The sequence below is a fragment of the Alphaproteobacteria bacterium SS10 genome (assembly GCA_019192455.1).
In the GTDB taxonomy this organism is placed as follows: Bacteria; Pseudomonadota; Alphaproteobacteria; order TMED2; family TMED2; genus TMED2.
In genome coordinates this window covers 453,809-474,705 of record JAHCML010000003.1, presented here as the reverse complement: position 1 = coordinate 474,705, position 20,897 = coordinate 453,809, and the positions used below count along the sequence as shown (strand labels likewise).

General features: G+C 58.4%; 18 protein-coding genes. 9 read left to right on the top strand and 9 right to left on the bottom strand.

The annotated features are described in order from the left end of the window. Window positions 1–221: 221 nt before the first annotated feature. The 4 genes from KI792_02625 (at window position 222) to KI792_02610 (ending at window position 6,167) form a co-directional block, all read left to right on the top strand. Window positions 222–1,049, top strand: coding sequence for a sulfotransferase (locus KI792_02625; GenBank protein MBV6631910.1), 828 nt, complete (start codon window positions 222–224; stop codon window positions 1,047–1,049). A gap of 354 nt (window positions 1,050–1,403) precedes the next feature. Beyond that, window positions 1,404–2,699: a pentapeptide repeat-containing protein gene (locus KI792_02620; GenBank protein MBV6631909.1), complete on the top strand. Its 1,296-nt coding sequence runs from the start codon at window positions 1,404–1,406 to the stop codon at window positions 2,697–2,699. A 157-nt stretch (window positions 2,700–2,856) separates the two neighbouring features. Then, window positions 2,857–5,370, top strand: coding sequence for an SLBB domain-containing protein (locus tag KI792_02615; protein ID MBV6631908.1), 2,514 nt, complete (start codon window positions 2,857–2,859; stop codon window positions 5,368–5,370). Continuing rightward, a complete protein-coding gene (locus tag KI792_02610) occupies window positions 5,370–6,167 on the top strand; it encodes a hypothetical protein (GenBank protein MBV6631907.1) in 798 nt (265 codons plus the stop codon). Before KI792_02615 ends, KI792_02610 begins: the two co-directional genes overlap by 1 nt. Here KI792_02610 and KI792_02605 read toward each other — a convergent pair. From KI792_02605 to KI792_02595, 3 genes are read right to left on the bottom strand one after another with little or no spacing between them, the layout of a single operon-like run. After that, on the bottom strand, window positions 6,161–7,021 hold the full coding sequence (locus KI792_02605) for a glycosyltransferase family 2 protein (protein ID MBV6631906.1): 861 nt from the start codon (window positions 7,019–7,021) through the stop codon (window positions 6,161–6,163). The genes KI792_02610 and KI792_02605 overlap by 7 nt on opposite strands. Before the next feature lie 4 nt (window positions 7,022–7,025). After that, the gene (locus KI792_02600; protein ID MBV6631905.1) at window positions 7,026–8,072 is read right to left on the bottom strand and encodes a hypothetical protein; all 1,047 of its coding nucleotides are present in this window, start codon (window positions 8,070–8,072) and stop codon (window positions 7,026–7,028) included. After that, a complete protein-coding gene (locus KI792_02595) occupies window positions 8,072–9,367 on the bottom strand; it encodes a glycosyltransferase (protein ID MBV6631904.1) in 1,296 nt (431 codons plus the stop codon). The genes KI792_02600 and KI792_02595 overlap by 1 nt, the downstream gene beginning before the upstream one ends. Before the next feature lie 342 nt (window positions 9,368–9,709). Between KI792_02595 and KI792_02590 the strand changes: the two genes are divergently transcribed. Then, on the top strand, window positions 9,710–10,915 hold the full coding sequence (locus KI792_02590; GenBank protein MBV6631903.1) for a hypothetical protein: 1,206 nt from the start codon (window positions 9,710–9,712) through the stop codon (window positions 10,913–10,915). On the opposite strand, the gene KI792_02585 is transcribed toward KI792_02590, so the two are convergent. From KI792_02585 to KI792_02570, 4 genes are all read right to left on the bottom strand, one after another. Next, window positions 10,884–12,173, bottom strand: a complete 1,290-nt coding sequence (locus tag KI792_02585; protein MBV6631902.1) for a hypothetical protein — start codon at window positions 12,171–12,173, stop codon at window positions 10,884–10,886. The genes KI792_02590 and KI792_02585 overlap by 32 nt on opposite strands. Window positions 12,174–12,182: 9 nt before the next feature. Continuing rightward, window positions 12,183–12,992 (bottom strand): sulfite exporter TauE/SafE family protein, encoded by an 810-nt coding sequence (locus KI792_02580; GenBank protein MBV6631901.1) that lies wholly within the window; start codon window positions 12,990–12,992, stop codon window positions 12,183–12,185. Between the two features lie 122 nt (window positions 12,993–13,114). Next, on the bottom strand, window positions 13,115–14,338 hold the full coding sequence (locus KI792_02575) for an EAL domain-containing protein (GenBank protein ID MBV6631900.1): 1,224 nt from the start codon (window positions 14,336–14,338) through the stop codon (window positions 13,115–13,117). 155 nt (window positions 14,339–14,493) lie between these two features. Next, window positions 14,494–15,591: an agmatine deiminase family protein gene (locus tag KI792_02570; protein ID MBV6631899.1), complete on the bottom strand. Its 1,098-nt coding sequence runs from the start codon at window positions 15,589–15,591 to the stop codon at window positions 14,494–14,496. A 338-nt stretch (window positions 15,592–15,929) separates the two neighbouring features. Here KI792_02570 and KI792_02565 point away from each other — a divergent pair, with 338 nt between their 5' ends. Genes KI792_02565 through KI792_02555 form a run of 3 tightly spaced genes read left to right on the top strand, consistent with a single transcriptional unit; the run spans window position 15,930 to window position 18,199 of the window. Further along, entirely contained in the window at window positions 15,930–17,102 is a 1,173-nt protein-coding gene (locus KI792_02565; GenBank protein MBV6631898.1) for a hypothetical protein, read from the top strand. 38 nt (window positions 17,103–17,140) lie between these two features. After that, window positions 17,141–17,578 (top strand): MmcQ/YjbR family DNA-binding protein, encoded by a 438-nt coding sequence (locus KI792_02560; GenBank protein ID MBV6631897.1) that lies wholly within the window; start codon window positions 17,141–17,143, stop codon window positions 17,576–17,578. A gap of 9 nt (window positions 17,579–17,587) precedes the next feature. Continuing rightward, complete coding sequence (locus tag KI792_02555) at window positions 17,588–18,199, top strand: cobalamin biosynthesis protein CobQ (protein MBV6631896.1); 612 nt, start codon at window positions 17,588–17,590, stop codon at window positions 18,197–18,199. A gap of 31 nt (window positions 18,200–18,230) precedes the next feature. Here the strand turns inward: KI792_02555 and KI792_02550 are convergent, their stop codons facing one another. Continuing rightward, entirely contained in the window at window positions 18,231–18,884 is a 654-nt protein-coding gene (locus tag KI792_02550; GenBank protein ID MBV6631895.1) for a heme-binding protein, read from the bottom strand. 263 nt (window positions 18,885–19,147) lie between these two features. Here KI792_02550 and KI792_02545 point away from each other — a divergent pair, with 263 nt between their 5' ends. Further along, window positions 19,148–19,993 (top strand): EF-hand domain-containing protein, encoded by an 846-nt coding sequence (locus tag KI792_02545; protein MBV6631894.1) that lies wholly within the window; start codon window positions 19,148–19,150, stop codon window positions 19,991–19,993. Between the two features lie 14 nt (window positions 19,994–20,007). Here the strand turns inward: KI792_02545 and KI792_02540 are convergent, their stop codons facing one another. Continuing rightward, window positions 20,008–20,880, bottom strand: coding sequence for a hypothetical protein (locus KI792_02540; GenBank protein ID MBV6631893.1), 873 nt, complete (start codon window positions 20,878–20,880; stop codon window positions 20,008–20,010). Window positions 20,881–20,897: the final 17 nt, after the last annotated feature.

Here is a 20,897-nt window from a genome sequence, read left to right as displayed (position 1 = left end):
CGCTTGATCACCCAAAAAGCCTAATGCGCCTAAACCATAGGCGCGTCCAATCATAAAGCATAGCAAAGGCCAGCAAATCGCGGCCCTTGGCAATTCACTGGCGCAACGTCGCCGCATCGCCTAATGCTTGCCGCTGATAAGTCACGCTAAGCACCCTGCCAGCGGCGTGTTCCTAACCGTTTTCCGCGCCGGATGCCAGCCCAGCGCCCATTCTGACAGTTATGACCGACGTAGCGACCCCAGCAGCAACAACCACCAAATGGCAGCCCGTCGTTATAGGCGCCACGGGCGGATCGGGGACCCGGGCGTTCCATGGGATTATGGGTGAGCTTGGCCTGTTTATGGGCGAGCGGGTGAATGGCGCCGGCGACGCCATGGATTTCGAGCCGTTTTTGGACCGCTGGATCAATCCGATCATTAGCAGCCAAGGGCGCCTGGATTACGATTGGTCGCAGACCAGCTGGTGGATGCGTCTGCGCGCCAACACTGGTTTTAATCGGGCCATGAAGCAGTTCCAAACCGAACGGCCAGGCGGGTCGCCCTGGGGCTGGAAGAACCCGCGCTCCATGTATGTGCTGCCGATGATTGCCGCGTTAGTGCCGGGTATCCGGTTCATCCATGTGGTGCGCGACGGCCGGGACATGGCGTTCTCAGACAATCAAAACCAACGCCGTAAACACTTCGCTGCCCTGTTTGGTGAGGGCCCCCAGCACACCTTTGACCCCGACACACCGGCAGCTTCAGCGGCGTTATGGGCAACGGCAAACATGCAGGTGGCTGATTGGGGCGAACGGCATCTAGGGCCGTCACGCTATCGCCGAATCCGGTTGGAAGAACTCTGTGCCGATCCAACCAGCACGGTCGCTGGACTGGGCAACTGGCTGTTCCCTGATGCGGCACCCTCAGGCGATCAAACGGCCTCTGCGGCCGCCACCGTTAAGGCGCCTAGCACCCTCGGCCGTTGGCAGGGGGAGCCGCAAACATCACAGGACGCGGTAACGGGTGCTGCACAAACCGCACTACAAAGATTTGGCTATATCACCGGATAGAGCCGAATAGCCCTATTAAACCAAACAGTTCTAACGGATCCGTCCGGAACATCGGCATGCAGAACTGTTTTTTGATCCAGCAAAATTGCGCTATAACTAGAAGCGGATTGGGGATCAAATTAGGAAATCAGGTAGCGATTGATCATGGATAGGGAATGACCTGTCCTTTGGTCACAGCAGCAACCGGTTCGCACAAACTGTGACCGGGTACGCTTGACGACGCCAGGTACAATGGCAATCTGACAATAACAAACACGTCAAACGCACGCTGCGAGACATTACCTAAGCCTAATAACCACCTCTGATCCGAGATGGTTTGTTGACCGGGTAGCCGATTAGTTTTTTGGGACGCATATGACCCCCCACGAGTTGCTGGATATTCTTCAAAAGCACAATCGCTGGCTTAACTCTAAGCCAGGCGGCGCACGCGCAAACCTGTCTTTTGAGACACTTGAGGGTGCATCCCTGAGCCGCGTTAATCTGAGCCAGGCTAAGATGTCTGGATCAAACCTCGCCAATTGCGATCTGACCGGCGCTAATTTGAGCGAGGTCGACCTGTTCGCCGCCAACCTTTCCGGCGCCAATCTGACCGATTGCGATCTGACCAATGCCGATCTGCGCGGTTGCGACCTAAACGGCGCAATCCTCAAAGGCGCGATCATGAAGGGCGTGGACTTACGCGGTGGCGCGCTGTTCGGCACGAAGCGTAAGACCGAGGGCGCGGTTCGTGCATCTGACCTCTCCGGTGCCGATATGGATGAGGTGACGCTGACCCGTGCGAATGTCAGCGGGGCCAACCTCGCGAATGTGAGTATGGTCGGTGCAACCTGTGAGGGCGCCAAGATGGATGGCGTGAACTTCGCCAATGCCAATCTGGCCGATGTAAGTTTTGATGGCGTCGACCTCAAAGGTGCAAACCTTCAGAACGCATCCCTTAAAGGTGCCAAGCTAGGCAAGGCCAACCTGACCGGCGCGGATGTGACCGGCGCCAAAATCGAAGGTGCGCATCTCGATGGTGCCAACCTGACCGGCGTTGATATCAGCACGGCAATTGCGCAATCGACCGATGCGGGCAAAACCCCATCATCGCTGATCGAAGATGAGCGTATCGATAAGCTGATTAAGGACCATATTGAGTCCCATATCGAATGGCTGCAGACCAACGGCGCTAAGGGTGAGCGGTGTAACCTGCCGGGTGAGAACCTCTCAGGTATCGATCTATCAGGCGTAAACCTTTCCGGCGCCAATCTGGCTGGCTGCGACCTGACTGATGCCAACTTCTCCGGCTGTGAGATGCTGATGGCTGACCTGTCCAATGCCAAGATGGCTGGGGTCAACCTAACCGGCGCGAACCTCAACGGTATCAACCTGCGTAAGAGCAACATGACCGGTGCCGACCTAACCGACGCAACGGTTAGCGGCGTTGACTTGAAGAATGCTAACGGCAAATCAACCGGCCGCATCTGGGCCTCGAACCTATCCGGTGCAATCCTGAAGGGTGCCACCATGGTTCGAACTAAGCTGGATGGCAGTAACCTCGCAGAGGCTGATCTGACTGACGCTGATCTAAGTGATGCCGTGTTAAGCAACGCAAATACTGATCGCGCCAGCTTTGAGGGCGCCATTATGGACAACGTTGTCCGCGGCTAACCGTTAAGCGCCAACGCTCAAACGCACACCCAAATATTGCTGTATTCTGCTACATTAGCAGTATACGATTTACCCCGATGAACAGCTTGTCTGCGGCAAGGCGCTGTCGTGACGTCACGACAGCCCAAGGCACAAGGTTCTCAGGGGGCTTTTAACAATGATTGGACGACGCGCAGGACGCGGCCTTCTACGCGTGGCCTCATGCGGTGCGGTGCTGTCACTTGCGGCTTTGCTTGGGCACGCCAACCTAGCGGGCGCGCAGAGCTTTGAGCGCGATGTACCAAGCATTCAAACCGAACCGCTAGGGGCCTTGGAGAACCCGGTTGGTCAGCCCTCAGACGCATTCACCAGAACTGACCGAGACCAACAGTTCGACCGCCGCCTCCAAGCAAACGAACAACGCCTCTCGACGAGAGAGGAAGAGCCACCCCATCCGCTAGCAGAACTGTTTAGTGAGCGAGCTGGAACGGAGCTTCGTCTATTCGGCGCAGCGTTACGGCAAAGCCTCGCCCCCAAAGACGAGTCGACTACAACACGGGCTGACCGACAGCCCCCACCCGTTTTGGGGCGCATCAGTGATGATTATCGATTGGGCGTGGGTGATCGGCTGGTTATCCGCCTGCGTGGCCAACAAAACGCCACCGAGACCGTTACGATTGATCCCACAGGCGAAGTCGCCGTTGATCAACTGCCGCCCATCGCAGCGGCTGGCCTGACCCTTGGCACCTTCCGCGCCCTGCTGGCGCAAAGCTTGGAAGACCGGTTCCTCGACACCCAAGCCTTCGTCACCGTCAGTGGCATCCGGCAAATTGCCGTTACCGTGACCGGCAGCGTCGCGAAACCGGGCCTTATCCAACTTAGTGCCCAGAGCACAGCACTCGACGCCATCGCAAAGGCTGGCGGTATCGATGCACTTGGTAGCTTACGCGGTATTCGCCTGTTCCCCGCCGATGGCGGACGCGTATCTGTCGACCTGTATGACCTCCTACTAGGCGGAGCTGCGACGGGTGCTAGCCAGCTGCTCAGCGATGGGGACCGACTTCATGTGCCGCCGATTGGGGCCACCCTCGCCCTCACAGGCGATATCAAACGCCCTGGCATCTTTGAACTCGCACCCGGGCAAACGAGCATTGATCTAACGGAAGCGATTATCATGAGCGGTGGGCCACTCAGCCCCGGCGCCCATGATGTGGTGGTGTCGCGCCTCGGCGCCGATGGGCTTGAGCAGCACATGCCCGTTTCACGCACCGGCCAGATACGGTTTGGCGATGGTGATTTGGTGATCTGGACCACACCGAAGGCCGTTGCCCAAGGCCGGGTGCGAATTTCAGGCTATGCCGGAAGACAGGGCACCGTGGCCCTGGATAAGGCAGTCTCGCTAAGCCGTCTGCTTGCCGAACCTGGGGTTATGCGCCCCGACACCTATGGTTGGTTTGCGCTAATCGGACGTCATGGTGCGCCCAGTGGCGGCATCCGCTACATCGCCTTTGCCCCCCAGGCAATCATCGATGGCCAAAGTGACCGACGCCTTCAGGACCGTGATCAGATTATTCTGTTCGAGGCAGACCGCTTCCCAATGCCTGCGGTTGATACCGTCAGTGTTGATGAAGCGCAGTCAGAGGATGAAGTGCTGGACCGTGCAGGCTTAACAACCGATGGGCTGCGTGAGCTGACCACACCGCTGCTGGTTGATTTAGGCGGTGCCGTTCAGCGGCCAGGTCGGTATCCCGTGGCAGCCGAGATCGGTGGTAGTGACCTATTGGCGCTTGCCGGTGGTCCTCGACCCGGTGCCGATATCGACCGCATTGCCCTGCGGCTGAACGAGCGTGGCAGCCAACCCATTGATCCCATCACAAACCTGGCCGCGCTCGACAGTGTTCAGGTATCGGCTGGCGGCTCCCTAAGGTTGCAGGCTGGGGAACCAACCACCCTTCGGCAGGTCTCAATCACCGGTGCCGTTCGGCATCCGGGTGATTACACGGTCACCCCAGGCGATCGCCTATCTGACCTAATTGCGCGTGCTGGTGGCCTTACCAACCAAGCCTTTGCCGCCGGTGCCGTGTTCACCAGGGCCGCCGCCCGCCGGGAAGAGCGACAACCGAACCAGCGCGCTGCACGGGAACTGGACCAAGCCGTTGCCCGCCTATTGATCCGTGAGGAAGAACCGGACCGCGACCTCGTCTCCATGAGCCAGCGCCTGGCGGAGGAGTTGCGTAGCGCTGGTGCCTTGGGCCGGATTACCGTGACCGCAGACCCGGACACGCTGGCCACGCGGCCCGACCTGGACCCCTTACTGCGGGACGGGGATGCCATCTTCTATCCTGAGCGTGATTTGACCGTGCGCGTTGCCGGTGAGGTGCTGTCCCCCGCCGCCCTGCAATTCACGAGTGAAAAGACGCCCACCGATTACCTGCGCGAAGCTGGCGGCTTCACCCGCCTCGCCGATAAAAGCCGGGCCTTCATCGTCTATCCTGATGGCAGTGCGCGGCCACTCAGCATCTCCGCCTGGCAGTACGACCCGGCCAATGTGGTGCCAGGCTCAACAATCGTGGCCCCCAGGGATCCGAAACCCTTCGATGCCGTGGAGCTGACCGCAAATATTGGCAACATCCTCAGCCAGATCGCCGTCACCGCCGCCTCAATCGCGGTGATCGCAGATGATGACGACTAATGACCGGGAGCGCCGCCCCACCGCTGCTGACCATCATCACGGTCACTGAGAATCCAAACTCACCGGCGTTCTTGGATACCGCACGTAGTATCGGCGACGCCCTTACCACTGACATGCCGGTTGAATGGCTAATTGTCCCGGGCAAGGCAGGTGCAAACTCGCCAGCGGGCGCAGACATTCTTCCCACCAACAATCAGGGCATTTACCCGGCCATGAATGACGGCCTGACCGCCGCCAAGGGCACGTATGTTTGGTTTCTGAACGGTGGCGACCGGCTAGCCAGCCCGGCCGCGCTGGAGGCCGTTTTGGAGTGCCCCAGCTCTGAGCAACCAGATTTCCTATACGCTGATAGCCATGAGTTCGGTGGAACAGTACCTGCTGACGTCAGGCTAAAACCCGCCCGCCCGGCACTCGCCTGGCCGCTTGGAATGTTCACCCATCACCAGGCAATGATCTATCGACGGATGCTAGTGCCCGATGCCCATTATCCTACCCACCACGATGTGGCGGCCGATTACGCCTTCACCATTCAGCACCTGCAATCGGCGGCTAGGACAGTCCGATTACCGATGGCCATTGCCGATATCTCGGTTGGCGGCTTCTCCAGCCAGAACTCGGCACGAGGTAGAGAGCAGCAGCACCAAATTCGCTGCCAGCTTGGCGGTGTTCCCAGGTTTCTGAGCCTGACGATTAGGGGAATGCAGTGGTGCAGTCAGGGCGTTCGGGCTCGTCTTCCCTGGGTTTGGCATCGATTGCGGATGGAGCGGCCAACACGGTCAGCCACTACCAGCTACTGAACCCGCTGAACGCGATGCGCCCGGTCGATGGCCCGATAATAGCGGAAACGATCAGCCGCATAGGCTAGACCAGCACGACCATCCCGCCATCCCTGTTGCCAGAGGTAACTATCAGCCCAGGCCAATAGGGGCTTGGCCGGAACCCGGTTTAAGGTACGTTTAGCGACCCGGCGGCCCAAAGGCTCGGCAGCCTCGACATCCCGCAACGCATCCCGGCGTCGCATCTCAGCCGCCCAGAGGGCATAGCGCCGATGGCGGGAAATCCAGGCGTCACGTCCCTTGGCATCCAAATGGATGATCGGGGCAGCAAAGCGGCCAATCGGGCCATTAATGATGGGCTGATAATGCCCCTCAACCTCCCACATCGCTTGGATGTCGAGGTCATCAATCTCTGGGAAACGCGCCGCGTCGGTTCGGAACAGGGACAGCTTTCGATGCTTTCGCCCGTGGCGCAGAATTCGCCCGTCATAGCCGACCTGGGCGGTGATATAGAAGCCCAGCTCAACCGCATCATCACTCAGTCGTTCAGCCATCTCCGTGCGCATGGCGGGGGTCAGCTGCTCATCAGCATCCAACAGCATGGTCCAGGGTTGGCTGATGTTTAGGTTCTCCAGGCACCACTGCTTCTTCTTCGGGTACCGGCCGTTCCAGCGGAAATTGATAATCTCCACCCCGTGCTTGGCCGCGATTGCTGCCGTGCCATCGATGCTGCTGCTATCGACCACAACCACCTGCGCACAATATGGGACACAGCTGGCGAGACAGGCATCGATATTCACCGCCTCATCCCGGGTCATGACGATGATCGTCACCGGCAGCTTGGCTGATCGACCTGTTGGTAGATGTGCAGTCATCGCTCTACTCATCCACCCCTCGGTTCTTCAGGGCGATTGCCAAGCCAAGCCCAGCAAATAGACCAAACAGCGCGGATACGCCCAGCATCGGCAGAACCGCCGGCCAATCCGGGCGTCGTGGTGCCGTGACCTGCTCAATCACATCACGGGCAAAAGGCAAATCGACCGCCAACATCATGGAGAGTTGAAGCTCTTGGGTCAGCAGGCGGCTCAATGCTTCCCGATGGCTGGCAAGGTCAGCCCGCGCCATCTGGGTCGTCAGGTGATCAATCTGAACCGCAACACGGCGCCTAGCCTCTGCGCGCAACAGCGCATCGGCTTGATCGGTCAGCCAGGACAAGGTGGCAATCGCAACATCTCGGTCCCGGTGCCGAAGCGACAACCGGTACAGCGCCGTCTCCCCCACCTTCACGATGGAAACTTCCTGGGATAGCCACTGGGACAGATGCACCCCGTCATCGCCATAGGCACCGATGTAGCGAGCGGCATTACCTGGGCTATCACCTGCATCAACACCCCTAATCCAATCAGCAAGGCGGTGGTGCCAGGCGCTGCCAGCTGGCACCCAATGGCCAGAGCCATCGGAGGCTTCCGCTTTCCACAGGTTGAAGCGAAGCGCCCGCATCGCCGCCTCATCCTTGGCCAGCCCCATAGCGGTTACTGGCGAGACCAAGAGCTGGCGGAAATGCTCAAAATCCGTAAGCACCTCATCGGCCCGCCGTTCCATCGGATTTGCGGTAACGTCATTGGCCGTGCCAGCGGGAATACGAAGCCCCATTCCAACTAAGCCGGCCTGTGCTGTTGGTCCCACCACAATCGTCGCGGTGTATTCGGCATCGACGGCGCGCAACCAAATCATGGCGGCCAGCAGCGCCAACACCAATCCCGCCAAGCCCGCGCCAAGGGCCAACCTGAAGCCAGGCAGAATGAGAGGCTGGCTGCCCCAGCGAAGCAGGCTTTGGTTGGATTGCTGGGAGATAGCGTCATCAGTCGTGGCTGAGTTCGCCTCGGCAGTGATCGACGGGTCTTGGCCTGGGGGGTGGTCTAGCATTACGCAGCCTCCGGCATCGCCAGGGGACGCTCTGCAACGGTGTCTGTTGGGCCTTCTCCGGTCAGCAGTGTGACCAAGCGGGACGCCCCATGCTCAAGACCCAATGATTGGCCGAGCACCATGGCGTTCGCCCCCATGGCCTCGAGTGCGGATCGTTCGGCCGACATCCAGTCCAACCAATCAATCAACCCAGTGGCATCACCGGGTTTTGCCACATACCCAGCGCCACCCTCTTCGATCAGCTTGGCCATGCTGCTCTTCCCAGTGCCCAGCAAGATCAAGGGGCGGCCAACACGGCATGCTGCCAGCGCCTTACAGGGAAACACGGTTCCCTCTGCCCCCGGCTTAATCGAGACAACATGGATATCGGCCGCTGCCAAATGATCCTGCAGGTCAGCATTAGCAACCTGGCCGCCAATGGTGAGGTTACCAATCTGTTCGGCCATCGGATGGCGAGACAGGAAGCGCTGAAGCCCCCGCTCGGATAAGGCGAGGTGGATATCAATGGGGAACCCACTTTGCCCAATCAACGCGGCAGCCTGAACGAGGTCGGTCAGATCATGGGCAACCCCATAATGGCCTGAATACAAAACCCGGATGCGTTGATCAGCGGTTGTCGACGTCGGGGCACTTGGTTTCAGATCGGCCTCTGCCCAGTTGGAGATAACCTCAACCGCTCCATCAAAGCCGTGGTCGCATAGCCGGTCCCGGAGGCATTCGCTCGGCACCACTACCCGGTCACATCGCGCCATGGATCGACGGTGTAGTAAGCGGAGCGGCGCCAAGGCGAAACGAAGGAATGATCCCGCCCATCCGGACCGTGCTTCAAGCACATCCGGATACAAATCCTGGCACCAATAAATCACCGGCATCCTTAGAGCCGTGCCCAACATCACGACGAAAGGCAGCATCAAGGGCGGGTCGGTCATGACAACCAACGTCGTCCCGCGTCGTTGCGATGGATGGCATAGCAGCCGCCTAACCAAACGAGTGGCCTGTCTTAGATAGCTAGCCAATCGCGAGGTAGGCATCCGGTGCTGGTCATCGGCAATCAATTCAGCCTGGTACCCAGCATCGGCAAGGCCCCTGCACAGGTCGCGGGCAAGGCGGCCAGTTGGTGGGCCAACACCATCGATACCGCGATCATAAGTGACCGCACGACCAAACCGGTTGAGCACTAGGAACCGTTGCGGGGCCTCTGCCCTCGCCCGTTCCAGCGCATAACCGTCACCTGGATCGCCCACAGATTTTGGCATCCACGCCCAATCACCGGCGCGGTTTAAGATGCCAGACATTGAAATTTGCCCCGCCCAATAAAATCCGTGATTACCCCCGTTGGCACCGCGGATTTCAAAGCCCAAACATTTATTACTTCTTGCTAATGATCCTATCGGCTTGGACCCGGAAAGTCATCTGAGATCGTATGCAAATTTCCTAAAATACAAGGGATTTCAAGGCTTCTAGCGCTATGAAGCAAATTGCGATACGCTACACCCCGTCGCGGCATCAAAAATTTATGCTTGTTTGAAACGCTTTACCTGCCGCAGCCGAGCATTCGCATAGCCCTATCGTGCAGCTAAATTGCCTGCATAAGATAGCACCGCCTTGCCAGGTTGCGCCTGAACCATACGGACCCGATGAAGGACAAGTATCTCCGCTATACGCTTGAGGCAGGCAGCGCGCGTATTTTCAACTGCCTTGCGATCACCCGCGAAATCCTTGGTGAGACCATGGATGATGGCGCCGGTGACACCGCCGTTTTGGATGCCCCAGAGACATCGCTTAGCAACGGCAATCGCGCTGCCTATCACAATGGTAATGGCGCAAATGGGGCTAACGGCAGTTCCCGCCTGTTCTTTGAGAATTTGGGCCTGAACTACACGATCTTCATCAAGGATCTGAACCCCAACTATCGCCGGGATGATGAGGAGTCAGACGAGAAGCCAATCGGTACGAAGATTTATGTGCCGTTTGACCTGAACAACATCTATGGCGGCGGCAAGTCGATCTTTGCCAGCGATCGCGGGTTCAGGAACGCAATTACCGAGCTTATCGGTGAAGGTGATCATATCTGCCCCCAGGCCATCGCGCGTGATCTGGAACTAATAGAAATCCTCGACAACATGCCGGCGCTGGACCCGTTCCTGGTCCGCGACATGATGCAATCACGGGGCATGACGCTAGACGATCGCTACTTCCAGATCGCCGAGGCTGAATGGGACCGCATTCAGGACCATATCCGCCAACGCATCCGCCCAATGGTCGCGCTTGCCTTGCCGGATGGTGTCATGCACTCCGACGAACGCATGGCCGAGATGATTGATGCGATCTGGAAAGCATCAGACATGCGGCGGTTGGAGCCGCTGATTAAGGCCTTCCTCCTGCCGGTTGAGAAGACGAGCGAAATTTTCCATGCCTGGAAGGGTGTCGCCTTCTTCGAGTACCACTACATGCAGCTGTCAGAGCCTGCGATCCAGTTTGCCAAATGGCTGCAGACCGGCGCCGTTCCTTCACACTCGGTCAACCGGGATGAGCAGGCGGTTTTAGACGACCTCCGCGATGCGGTGCGGGCTAAGCTGAAGACCCATTGGGGTAAGGCGACAGAGATCCTGAAGAACTACAACTACTCTTACGAGCGGCTGTTTAAGCAGCAGGGTAGTGCGGTCGACTTCATGAAGTTCATGGCCAATGCACCGAACCATTTCTGGCATCTCGGCGATGCCATCATTCGTCTTCAACATGCGATTGAGACATGGGAACGGATGACCGGCCTGGTGCCGGAACGCAAGCTTGAGGCCGAGAGCCTGCGCGTCATGCTGATTGTGATGGATGATCTGCTTTAGACGCAGCCGCACTGATCAGCAGCAACAGCACCCCCAACCCCAAGTGCTTATAGCTGGTGTAGAACAGCAGCGCTGGTATCAACGCCGGTAAGCTTGCCAGGGCAATAGCGGCCGATAGGGCCGATATACGGCAGCATTGGACCAGCCAGCGCACCACCACGACAAGCCAAAGTGCCAGGGCTGCTAGCCCTATTAGCCCCAGCTTGAGCAATAGATAGGGTGCAAGACCATGGGCATAGCCGACTTGGTAGTTGCCAACGGCCGGGGACGCATAATGGGCACCCCAACCAAGCCCCCAAATCAAATCCATTGGGTTGGCGGAGATTGCCTGCCAAACCGCCGACCATTCCAGAAGCCGGGCGTTACCGCCAACCAGGCGGGTTTTCTCAATAAAGGCAGGGCCAATGGTGCCCGTCAGGTAAGCCGCCAAGGTAAGCAACGGTATGCCAACGGCCAATGCGATCAGCACATCGGACCGGCTGACCTGCCCCCTTGCCGTCCGCACTCCAAAGACGGTGATTGCCGTCATCAGGATCACTAGGCTGATCCCAAGGGGCGCCCGCTGGGTCGTTGTCGCCATCGCGGCCCAGGCGAGCAGCGCAATTGCCAGCAGGGCCATTGCCAATACCGGTCGGCGCAATACCGTGCTTGGCCTGAACACCAGCCAGACCGGTCCAAAACAGGCGGCAAACGGTACCAAGGGCGAGTTAGCTAGATAGTTGAGGCCGGTAGGGTGTGACACCTGCCCCCAAAGCTCGATTGGTAGTTCGGTCCAGATGAAGAAACGCCAAGCAAACAGGGCACCGCCAACGCAACAAATGACCGCGATCAGTAAGATCGGCAAGTTGGTTCGCAATCTGGGCGCCACCAACAAACACAAGAACAAGAAGGCTAGCGGAATAAAATCGCGCAGCGCATCGTCGATGCTGGCACCAGCTGCCGTAGCCCGAAGGGTACCCAGCCAAACCATGATCAGAAAGACGGCACCAAGCAGTCGCTCGTTGAGAGAGAATGATGCCTTGGTAAGTGTCCCCACCGTCATAACGGCAAGCGGTTGGCGCCAGCCACAGAACAGCATCAGCAACAGCCCAATGGCGATCTCAATCATACCAAAACCGGCTGGTGCCGGTTGCGACAGGCCAGCGTGGATTAGGATCAGCGACGTCAGACAAAGCCAGGCAAGATCAACGCCCAACCGGGGTTGGGTTCCGGGTTGGCTTACGATGCTCGTCAATGTTGAGGCGGTTGGCTCTGCCATCGCCTACCCCTAACTACCGTTGATCAATCCATAGATCATACGGACAGCAACGATCAGGAGGAAGCAGGCAAATACCTGCTTCAATCGCTGCCCAGGAAGCGCGTGCGCCAACTTTGCGCCCCAAGGGGCCGCCAGCATGGTCAAGGGAACGATCAGCGCGAAGCCGATTAGATTTACATAACCGACCGAGCCGAAGGGCAGACCAACAGACCCAAAGCCATTAACGGCGAAGCTGCTGGCCCCAAAGATTGCGATGACCAAGCCAATGGCCGAGGAGGTGCCAACTGCGGTTGTCGGGGTGACGGCACACATCACCATCGTCGGTACCGACAGCGTACCACCGCCAATGCCCATCAATGATGAGACCACGCCAATGGTCGAGCCAATACCGGCGCTACCAACCGGTCCAGGCAGGCCCTGACGCAATGGCTTATGGCTCGGGGCCAGCGCCATATTGATGGCAACCAACATCGCCAAACAGGCAAAGAAGGCGGTTAACCCCTCACCCGATACGAAATTGGCAATCACCCCACCCGCAACAGCACCCAATGCGACGAAGGGTGCCCAGGCGCGCACGATGCTAAAATCAACGCTGCCCCGCTTCTTATGGGCACGGATTGAGGAGATAGAGGTCGCGATAATGGTCGCCAGCGAGGTGCCAATCGCGCTGTGCATGCGCACCTCATCCGCCACGCCCATAACACCGTAAAGCTCAAACAGAACCGGGACGAGGACAATGCCACCACCGACCCCAAGCAGCCCCGCGAGCAATCCTGCAAAAAGTCCAGCCGCCGTCAAACCGGCCAGCAGAACCATCATGGTCTGGGCGTCGAAATCCACTTACTGGGTATCCTTGGGCAGCTATAGGGGAAACTGGCGAATGCACGATAGCACCCGGGCGCATAGCATGGCCGGGTGCCGTTTGCCCAGAGAGGCCTAGCTTAAGCGTTGGCTGACTGGCTCATAGCTGCCTGCTCATCAATCAACCAGCCCTGATACATCTCAATGCCCAGGGTGCGGCCAACGGTGATGGCCCCCTCATGGTCACAGCGGCTGAAGACGATCTTCTCAGGCGGCAGCTGGCGTAGCGCCTTCACGCATTCATCATCCTGCAGCAGGCGAACATGGTCGCGGAACAGGTGGATCTTGATGAGTTCGGTGTTGAGCTTTGCCACCCGAACATAAGGCAGCAAATCGAGCGTCATGCCATCGATTGCCACCCCGAAACCAAGGCGATGTAGTTTGGTGATTGCCTCAACCGCGCGGGCAATATCCTGAAACACCTCACCGCGATGGATCTCAAAGACCAAATTCTCGCGCTCTTTGACGTCCAGATGGCTAGCGAACATGTCGAACAGGCTGTCGAACACCGTATCGAGGGCCAGATTCACGCTGATCTTATGGGTAATCCGGGTCTTGGCCACCATCAGGTAGTGCAAGAGCCGCTCATCCAACAGTCGGCAAAGCTGGTTAAACAGTGGATCCGACGGGCGGATAATGACCTGCGGGAACAGCTTCCGCTTTAGATCGGCCAGGCTGACAAACCGCTCTTCAAAGACTGGCCACCAACCGGTTTGACCGCGATTGATGAAGACATCCTGCTTTTTCAGGAAGGGCCGTATTTCACACCGGTTAATCCGATACTCAATCCGGCTCAACATGGCGGCGTTTAGCGGGCCATCCAGCTCAACATCCGGTTCTTCATCTTCCTCAGTGTCATTGCTGAGGTCGATTTTCGCCTGGGTACCACCTTTTAGGTAGCGATTGGTATTCTCCCGAAACTCCGGATAGGCATCTGGGATCTCATAGGACTCAACCAGCTTCCTGATCTTCTTCTCCGGTACATCCGGGTCGCGCAGGATCGAGGTGACAAGCTCGTCGACCAGGGACTGCGCGTTATCGATCATGTCATGGCGAACAACGATCACGGCATCGCCATTGTTCATGATGAAGCACTGGCCGCGAAAACGGTTGGTCATCTCCTGAACCAGGCTCTGCTGTAGGCGGATTAGGCGTGAATTACCGCGCAGCTGAGAGAAGGTCGCCAACCCAATGGTAATGGCAACATACTTATACTGCGTTCGGATCAGGCGCCGACAAAATGCCAGCAGCTCTTCTTCTGCACTCATCTGGCGTTCCTGCCAGGGAATGAACGGTCCCATCATGCCGATGAACTCGGCGATCAGAGTTGCGCTTTATCCCGATGGTTGGGGGGTGTCATTCGTTGATCAAATGATCCGCCCAAATTGCTAAAGCTAGCCTAACACAGACCAACTTGGTTGTTGATAATGAAAGCTTATTCAGGCCACCGCTGCTTTGATTAACTGCTCTCTTCAGGGGTTTCGGCGGTTTCATTTGTCAGAAGGGCTGGCTGCTGTTGCGTAATGCAATGAATGCCGCCGCCGCCGCGAATAATGTCGAGGGCAGGCACCTGCACCAGATCACGGCCTGGGAAAGCCGCGCTGATTAGCTTTGCCGCCTCATCATCCGTGGATTGGCCAAAGCTCGGCATCACAACCGCACCGCCGCCATCTTCACCGCCAGCCAGGTAGAAATTGATGTATGACGCAGAAAGGCGGCGCCCGGCCTCAAAAATCGGCTTCGGCTGGGGGATGGTGGTCACCTCAACCTCGCGCCCTCTTGCATCCTCTGAGCGTGTCAGGCGGGACAAGGCATCCTGGCCAATCGCGAAATTTGCGTCTGCCTCATCGCTCGGCATGTTTAACAATACATGCCCAGGCCCGGCGAAACAGGCGATGTTGTCGACATGCCCTCTGGTCTCGTCCTCTTCAAACCCTTCAGAGAGCCAAAGCACCCGTTCAGCGCCGGTGTAGTCGAGCAGCATTTGCTCAACCGCATCGCGTTCCATATCGGGGTTGCGGGCTGGGTCTAGAAGGCTGGTCTCAACCGCCAGCAACGTGCCCTCACCATCGGTATGAATGGCGCCGCCCTCGGTTACCAGTGTCGACTCAAAAACACCCCAGTCAAACCGGGTCGCTAGGGCCTGAACCAAGGCCGCATCCATGTCGAAATCATCAGACAGGCCGCCCCAGCCATTAAAGGCCCAATCAGTAACGGCACGGCGGCCATCCGGATGCAATAGGAAGGTCGGGCCCGTATCCCGGGTCCAGCAATCATTGAGATCAACCGGCAGGATATCAATGCCGCTACCCACCATCATGGAGGTGTCGGCCACATCCTCTTGTCGGCACATCATGGTGACAGGCTCGAAGGCGGAGATGGCCTTTGCCACCTCGGCGACCGCCTCGCGGCCGGCTTCGATATCGCCATCACTATTGGCCCAGCTTTTCTCACGCGTGGGCCAGGCCATGAAACAGCGCTCATGCGGTGCCCATTCCGCTGGCATGAAAAAGCCAGCAGCACGCGGCGTGCCGCTCAAAATCGTCGTTTCTGTCATGCAGGTTCCGTGGGCGGTTGCACTAAAGATCGGGCCGATCGTGCGTTGACTTCACACGTTTTTTGCTTGGCCTCTTGTCATCACCGGCGAGAAATTACCGCTCCTGGCCAGTCGGTGCAACCCACGGCAGATTGATGTGATGCCAGACGACCGGAAACACCTGTCCCGATTTTAGGTCACAGCACTGATCACAATCGATGCAGAATGGGGCAATTAGTTTGAGCTCGATAAGCTCTTCGCATACTGTTCAATGCTCACGCGCCAACGCAGAAGGCAGCTGGCACCCGCGTCGCACCAATGCGCCGCTTAAGAAATTCTGGCCACTGATTCTTGCCCCTATGCTGTTTGGAACACGCAACAAAGCCCGATATGAGATCCAGATTCTGAGCCGTGGCCGATGGAGCCAGCGGGAGAATGTGGCCGAGCAAGAGCACGCGATCGCAAAGGCCCGCGCCTTGTCTCAGAACGATAAGACAGCTGAGGCAATTAAAGTCGTGCAATGCACAACGGAAAAGAGCGGCGCTGTCTCCGAGACTGAAATCCTGCTGATCGACCGGCCGGAAGCATTCCGCCGTGCGGAGTTCCAGGTTGGTGCCATCGATGAGGTTGAGCCCTGTGCGACCCGTGATGACCTATTCAAACTAGATGCCCGCCGGGTTATGGAGCGCCAGCTGCGCCCCTATCTGGGTGCCGAGGCCCTCACCCCCACAGAATTTCTGCATATCGCCACCTATCACCGGCAGATTGAGCAGCAGGGCAGTCTGGTTCTGGCGGCCGCCCACACCGCCGCCCGGGTCCGCAGCAAGGCTGACGGCTCCGTCATTGCTGAAACTAAAGAGCAGATCCTGAACTGGGGTGATGAGATCACCGAGATGGCCCAGGACTTTGCCAAGAACGGCAAGAACCTGCCCAAGCTCTCAGACACGCCGTTTCAGGACGTTGCTAAAGCGGTTAACGAGGCAGCACCCGAAGGCCGTGAGGGCTACTGGCTAACAGCGGCCGTCTGTATGGATCTAACCCAGCATCGGGCGATCAATGACAAGCTTGAGCGCCTCGTGGCGTTGTTGAGCAGCAGTGATACATCCGGCGTTAGCATTCTCGATAAGCTGTTCGCCGATTGCATCCTGTCACCAGAGAGCCTGCGGGAGATGTTGGGCCAACAGGTCTCCCTGCTCGCGCAGATTGAGCTGTGCCTCGGCATTCTTCGCGGTCAGTTCACCGGCAAGACCGCCATGGGTGGCAACTTCCTGCAGGTGATCAGCAAACTGGTGGCCGCTGGCCTATGCCCAGATACGGCCGGGGCGCTACGCCTTCACATGATCAGGGCACTCGCGAGCAACACACCTCTCGATAGCCGTGAGCCAGACCCAAACCCTGAGCGGGGTAAGCTGATGCGGCTAACTGCGGCCATCTCGGATGACCCGATGATCCGGCCTGACTGGCCAAAATTCCAGGCACAGATTGACCGGCGTGAGCGGCGTCTAGTTAATGATCTTGAGAGCTACGGCTAACCGCAGCCTTCGATCACTGATCTCATCAAACTGCCTTTATGCGACCCGAAGCGTTCAATGATTTCTGCGGCTCCCTGCTCGCCACCAACCATGTGGTCCAATGGGGCGGTGCCGATGTTTGGAAGGTAGCGGACAAGATGTTCGCCATTGGCTTCTTCGGCACCGATTATCGGAACTGGCCCGGTGGAAAACCACCCAAGGGTGATGATCAGCGACCGACACCGGACCATGGCTTCTTCACCTTTAAAGTCTCGCCGCTGTCTTTTGACATTCTGAAAGATCAGCCGGGCCTGCGCCCCGCCCCCTACCTAGCCTCACGCGGGATGAGCTGGATCCAGCACTATGATGATCCTGGTCTGAGCGATGACGATCTCAAAGCCTATCTGACCCGCAGCTACTATTTGGTGGCAGCAGGGTTGAGCCGGAAGAAACGAGACGGCTTGGGCATCACCATACCGGATGGCCTAGATGGCTAATCCGCACAGATGAACACCCCTACACATATCGCCCTGGGCTTCTTTGCCCTCTGCCGCCCCGATCTAAAGGGTGAAGGCCAAGATCAGGTTGCAGTACCGGGCTTACGTGATCATCTGGTGGTTTTGGCCGGATCACTAGCCCCAGATGCCATTTTGTACGTGCTGTACGCCTATGCGCGTTTAGTGCAGGGGCTTACCGACGAGCGCATCTTCCGGGTCGAGTACTTTTCTGATAGCTGGCAATCGGTCCTCGCCATCGGTAACAGCGCGCCGCTTTATGCCGCGCTGTTGGCGGCTGGGGTCGCCGCGAAGCTTCGGCCGCTCTGGCTATTTGCCGCCGCTGCCCTGCTGCATATCGCAACGGACCTTCCGCTGCATCATGATGACGGCCACGCGCATTTATGGCCGTTCACGATGTGGAAGTTCGAGAGCCCCGTCTCATACTGGGACCCAGCGCATTTCGGAAACATTGCCATGCCGGTCGAGGCGGCCCTGTTCACCGTCCTCTGCGTCGCACTATTCCGCCGCTATCAGAACATCTGGGCTCGCGGCGGCATCCTGCTCGTCCTCACGGCCCAGCTGATCGGCTTTGCCTACTGGGCGTTCATCTTCGGCGGGTAGCTCGGCGAGCAGCAAGAGGGCCAAACCGCAACTATTCAGCGATTTTGAACATTACCTCGTTGCGGCGTAGGAACCATGGGGTGAAAGGCGCGTTGTAGATGGCGTAGATGGCCGGCTCTTCAATTTGAACACCCTCGGCCTCGATGAAGGCACGCAACTCCGCCTCGCGCTCGGCCATCCGCTCATCCGTTGGTCGGCCTGAGAAGCGCAGCACGACGCGCTCATCGCCCGGTACTGTTAACAGCTCAATTCGGTCATCATTGGGGATTGGTGCCGTGTCCGGCGTGAACTCGCGCGGCAGGAAGAAGGCCATGCTCCACCCCTCTGCCTCCGGCACCTGGGTGACCGGTGTGGTCATGGCGATCTCTGTTCCAAGATCCGAACCAGCTGTCGGGGTTTGGGTAACCGGCGCGGTCATGGCAATCTTCCGATCACCACCATTATTGCCCCGGATGTAATCGAACAGAAAACGGAAGGCCTGGCCGGAGGATGCCTCGCGGTCAGCGGCCACCGTCACCTGAACAGCCACCGATGGCTGATACTGCCGAAACTCCACATCACCGACAGTGCGGGTGACCTCATAGGCCGGTCCGGCATCAGCGGCCATGGCAGCTTGCCCCCATGTTAAGGCGATCAGAATGCCGGCGGTCAACGCGGCAAAGGCAAACAAACGTGTGAAGGGCATGCATCCAAATCTCGTCCATTAAGTAACTGACCTCAATACGCCAGCAAGGACCAACTGGATCGCAAATCAAGTCCCGCCAATAGGCGCAAACCGGCAGAAAACTTATGTCCGGACAAAATTTTGCCGCTGTTCTGGCACGATAATGGTTGCGACTTGGGCCCGGGCTGCGGCCTCATGGGCGCAGTTTTGAACGGCAGTTCTAATAACCGCCACCTGATTGGCAACGCACCAACTGCCCGCTTAAGCGAATGGAGGATTTGGCCATGAGCAAGAAAACCGAAACCATTGAATTCCGCGTCGCACCGGAGACCAAGCAGCGCTGGGCATCCGATGCCGCCGATGCTGGCCAAAGCTTGAGCGAGTATATCCGCAGCCGGGTTGAGACCGCCAATACGCCCCCGCTGGCAAAACCATCGGCCTGGCAGCGCTATCAACCGGTCGCGATTGCGGCGGCGGCGATTGTGGCCCTAACCGTTGGTTGGCAGCTGGGCGGGCAATCAAGTGCCCAGGCCCAGAGCGAGATGCGCGTCTGGTTCTCAGAGATGGATCAGAACCTCGATGGCCAGGTGGTGTTCGGTGAGTTCGAAGCCTTCCACCGCCAGGAGCACCTGATGGAAGCGCGGGAGATACAGGCCATGGGGCGCCTCAATGGTTGCGCTAATGATGCCCAACGGATCCTGGCAGAGTTCCAGCAAGAACTGTCCGAGGGGATGGACTGGATCAGGGAAGACTTTGCCGAAATGGATCGGAACCGCGACCAACGCTTGAGCTACCCCGAGCTAATCGCCATCGAACAGGCAGAGCGGACCGAATTCTTCGCCGAGGTCGATATGAACGGTGATGGCCGGATTGAAATCGCCGAGTTCCGGCAGATGATCGAGGCTGACATTGCAGAGGAAGCCGCCGAGGCCTCAGAAGAGTTCGATGAGGAGGATGAGTTCGCCGAGCTAAGCCCGACCTGTCGCAACACGATCCAGGCGCTAGAAGCGGCAGAGAATGTTGAGGATGACGGGCCAGAGGCTATGGAGCGGATGGTCCGTGCCGAGTTTGCCGCCATGGATGCCAATTACGACCGGCAGATCACCCGGGATGAGTTCCTAAACCACTAGGTCGACCGGTAACCTTAGAGCCGCTGACCAGGCGGCGGCATCGACCGCTGCTGCCGCCGATCTTCCTCCCGCTGCCACTCGCGGTAGAGCTGGTTGAGGTTTGAAGCGAAGCCCTGGTCATATTGCAGGATACTTCGACGACGGTCGGCTAGCTGATCACCATTGACCGCCCGCTCCATCGCCGCTTGCAGATCGGTGCAGAGGCCGGGATCCAATTCTTGCCCGGCTGCCTCAAGCACAGATCGAACCGCGTTGGTTTCACGCTCCAACGCCTCGGCACGCCCACCCGGAAACAGCACCGATCTCAACTGCTGCATCAGTGGCTTGGACCGGAAATGCCCCTCTGGCATCTCAAACTCTGGGTTCACGGCTTGCGCCGCCCGGGTTAGGCGGAAGCTTAAATTGGCGAGGTCGCGGTGCAGCTCGATGAAGTGATCACGGGCAGGCGTACCTGGGGTTGGGCTTGGCGGTCCCTCACCCAGTGGCGACACGCCCCGGCTGAAGCGATCAACACCATCCCTGGCACAGATACGCGTTACAGTATTCTCATTAATCGGTGCGGTTTCAGCCAGCACTGGGCTGTCAAACCAGATGCACTCGACGCCTGGGGTTGTCGGTAAGAACTCATTCGATGGAACCGGTGGGATACCGGCCCGCAGATCGCAGGCCATGGCGGCGGTGGGCACCACAACGCTGGTCAGGGCGATGGAGAGTGCAACGGCTCTCTTTGACGGAAGTGCGTTCCCAAGCCCCTCTAGGGCCTGCTTTAGAATGCCGAAAGGTCCAGATTGCGGAGTCTCGGCCGTGCCCGCCAGGTTTGGCAGGGGACCAGACGGCAGAACCGCAGAGGGCCGAAGCAAATCAGCCGTTATTGATCCGTCGGGCATAGGGAGAACGACCGCAA

Coding starts and splice junctions, on each gene's coding strand:
- KI792_02625 (MBV6631910.1), top strand. CDS start 222: ATGACCGACGTAGCGACCCCAGCAGCAACAACCACCAAATGGCAGCCC.
- KI792_02620 (MBV6631909.1), top strand. CDS start 1,404: ATGACCCCCCACGAGTTGCTGGATATTCTTCAAAAGCACAATCGCTGG.
- KI792_02615 (MBV6631908.1), top strand. CDS start 2,857: ATGATTGGACGACGCGCAGGACGCGGCCTTCTACGCGTGGCCTCATGC.
- KI792_02610 (MBV6631907.1), top strand. CDS start 5,370: ATGACCGGGAGCGCCGCCCCACCGCTGCTGACCATCATCACGGTCACT.
- KI792_02605 (MBV6631906.1), bottom strand. CDS start 7,021: ATGACTGCACATCTACCAACAGGTCGATCAGCCAAGCTGCCGGTGACG.
- KI792_02600 (MBV6631905.1), bottom strand. CDS start 8,072: ATGCTAGACCACCCCCCAGGCCAAGACCCGTCGATCACTGCCGAGGCG.
- KI792_02595 (MBV6631904.1), bottom strand. CDS start 9,367: ATGTCTGGCATCTTAAACCGCGCCGGTGATTGGGCGTGGATGCCAAAA.
- KI792_02590 (MBV6631903.1), top strand. CDS start 9,710: ATGAAGGACAAGTATCTCCGCTATACGCTTGAGGCAGGCAGCGCGCGT.
- KI792_02585 (MBV6631902.1), bottom strand. CDS start 12,173: ATGGCAGAGCCAACCGCCTCAACATTGACGAGCATCGTAAGCCAACCC.
- KI792_02580 (MBV6631901.1), bottom strand. CDS start 12,992: ATGATGGTTCTGCTGGCCGGTTTGACGGCGGCTGGACTTTTTGCAGGA.
- KI792_02575 (MBV6631900.1), bottom strand. CDS start 14,338: ATGATGGGACCGTTCATTCCCTGGCAGGAACGCCAGATGAGTGCAGAA.
- KI792_02570 (MBV6631899.1), bottom strand. CDS start 15,591: ATGACAGAAACGACGATTTTGAGCGGCACGCCGCGTGCTGCTGGCTTT.
- KI792_02565 (MBV6631898.1), top strand. CDS start 15,930: ATGCTGTTTGGAACACGCAACAAAGCCCGATATGAGATCCAGATTCTG.
- KI792_02560 (MBV6631897.1), top strand. CDS start 17,141: ATGCGACCCGAAGCGTTCAATGATTTCTGCGGCTCCCTGCTCGCCACC.
- KI792_02555 (MBV6631896.1), top strand. CDS start 17,588: ATGAACACCCCTACACATATCGCCCTGGGCTTCTTTGCCCTCTGCCGC.
- KI792_02550 (MBV6631895.1), bottom strand. CDS start 18,884: ATGCCCTTCACACGTTTGTTTGCCTTTGCCGCGTTGACCGCCGGCATT.
- KI792_02545 (MBV6631894.1), top strand. CDS start 19,148: ATGAGCAAGAAAACCGAAACCATTGAATTCCGCGTCGCACCGGAGACC.
- KI792_02540 (MBV6631893.1), bottom strand. CDS start 20,880: ATGCCCGACGGATCAATAACGGCTGATTTGCTTCGGCCCTCTGCGGTT.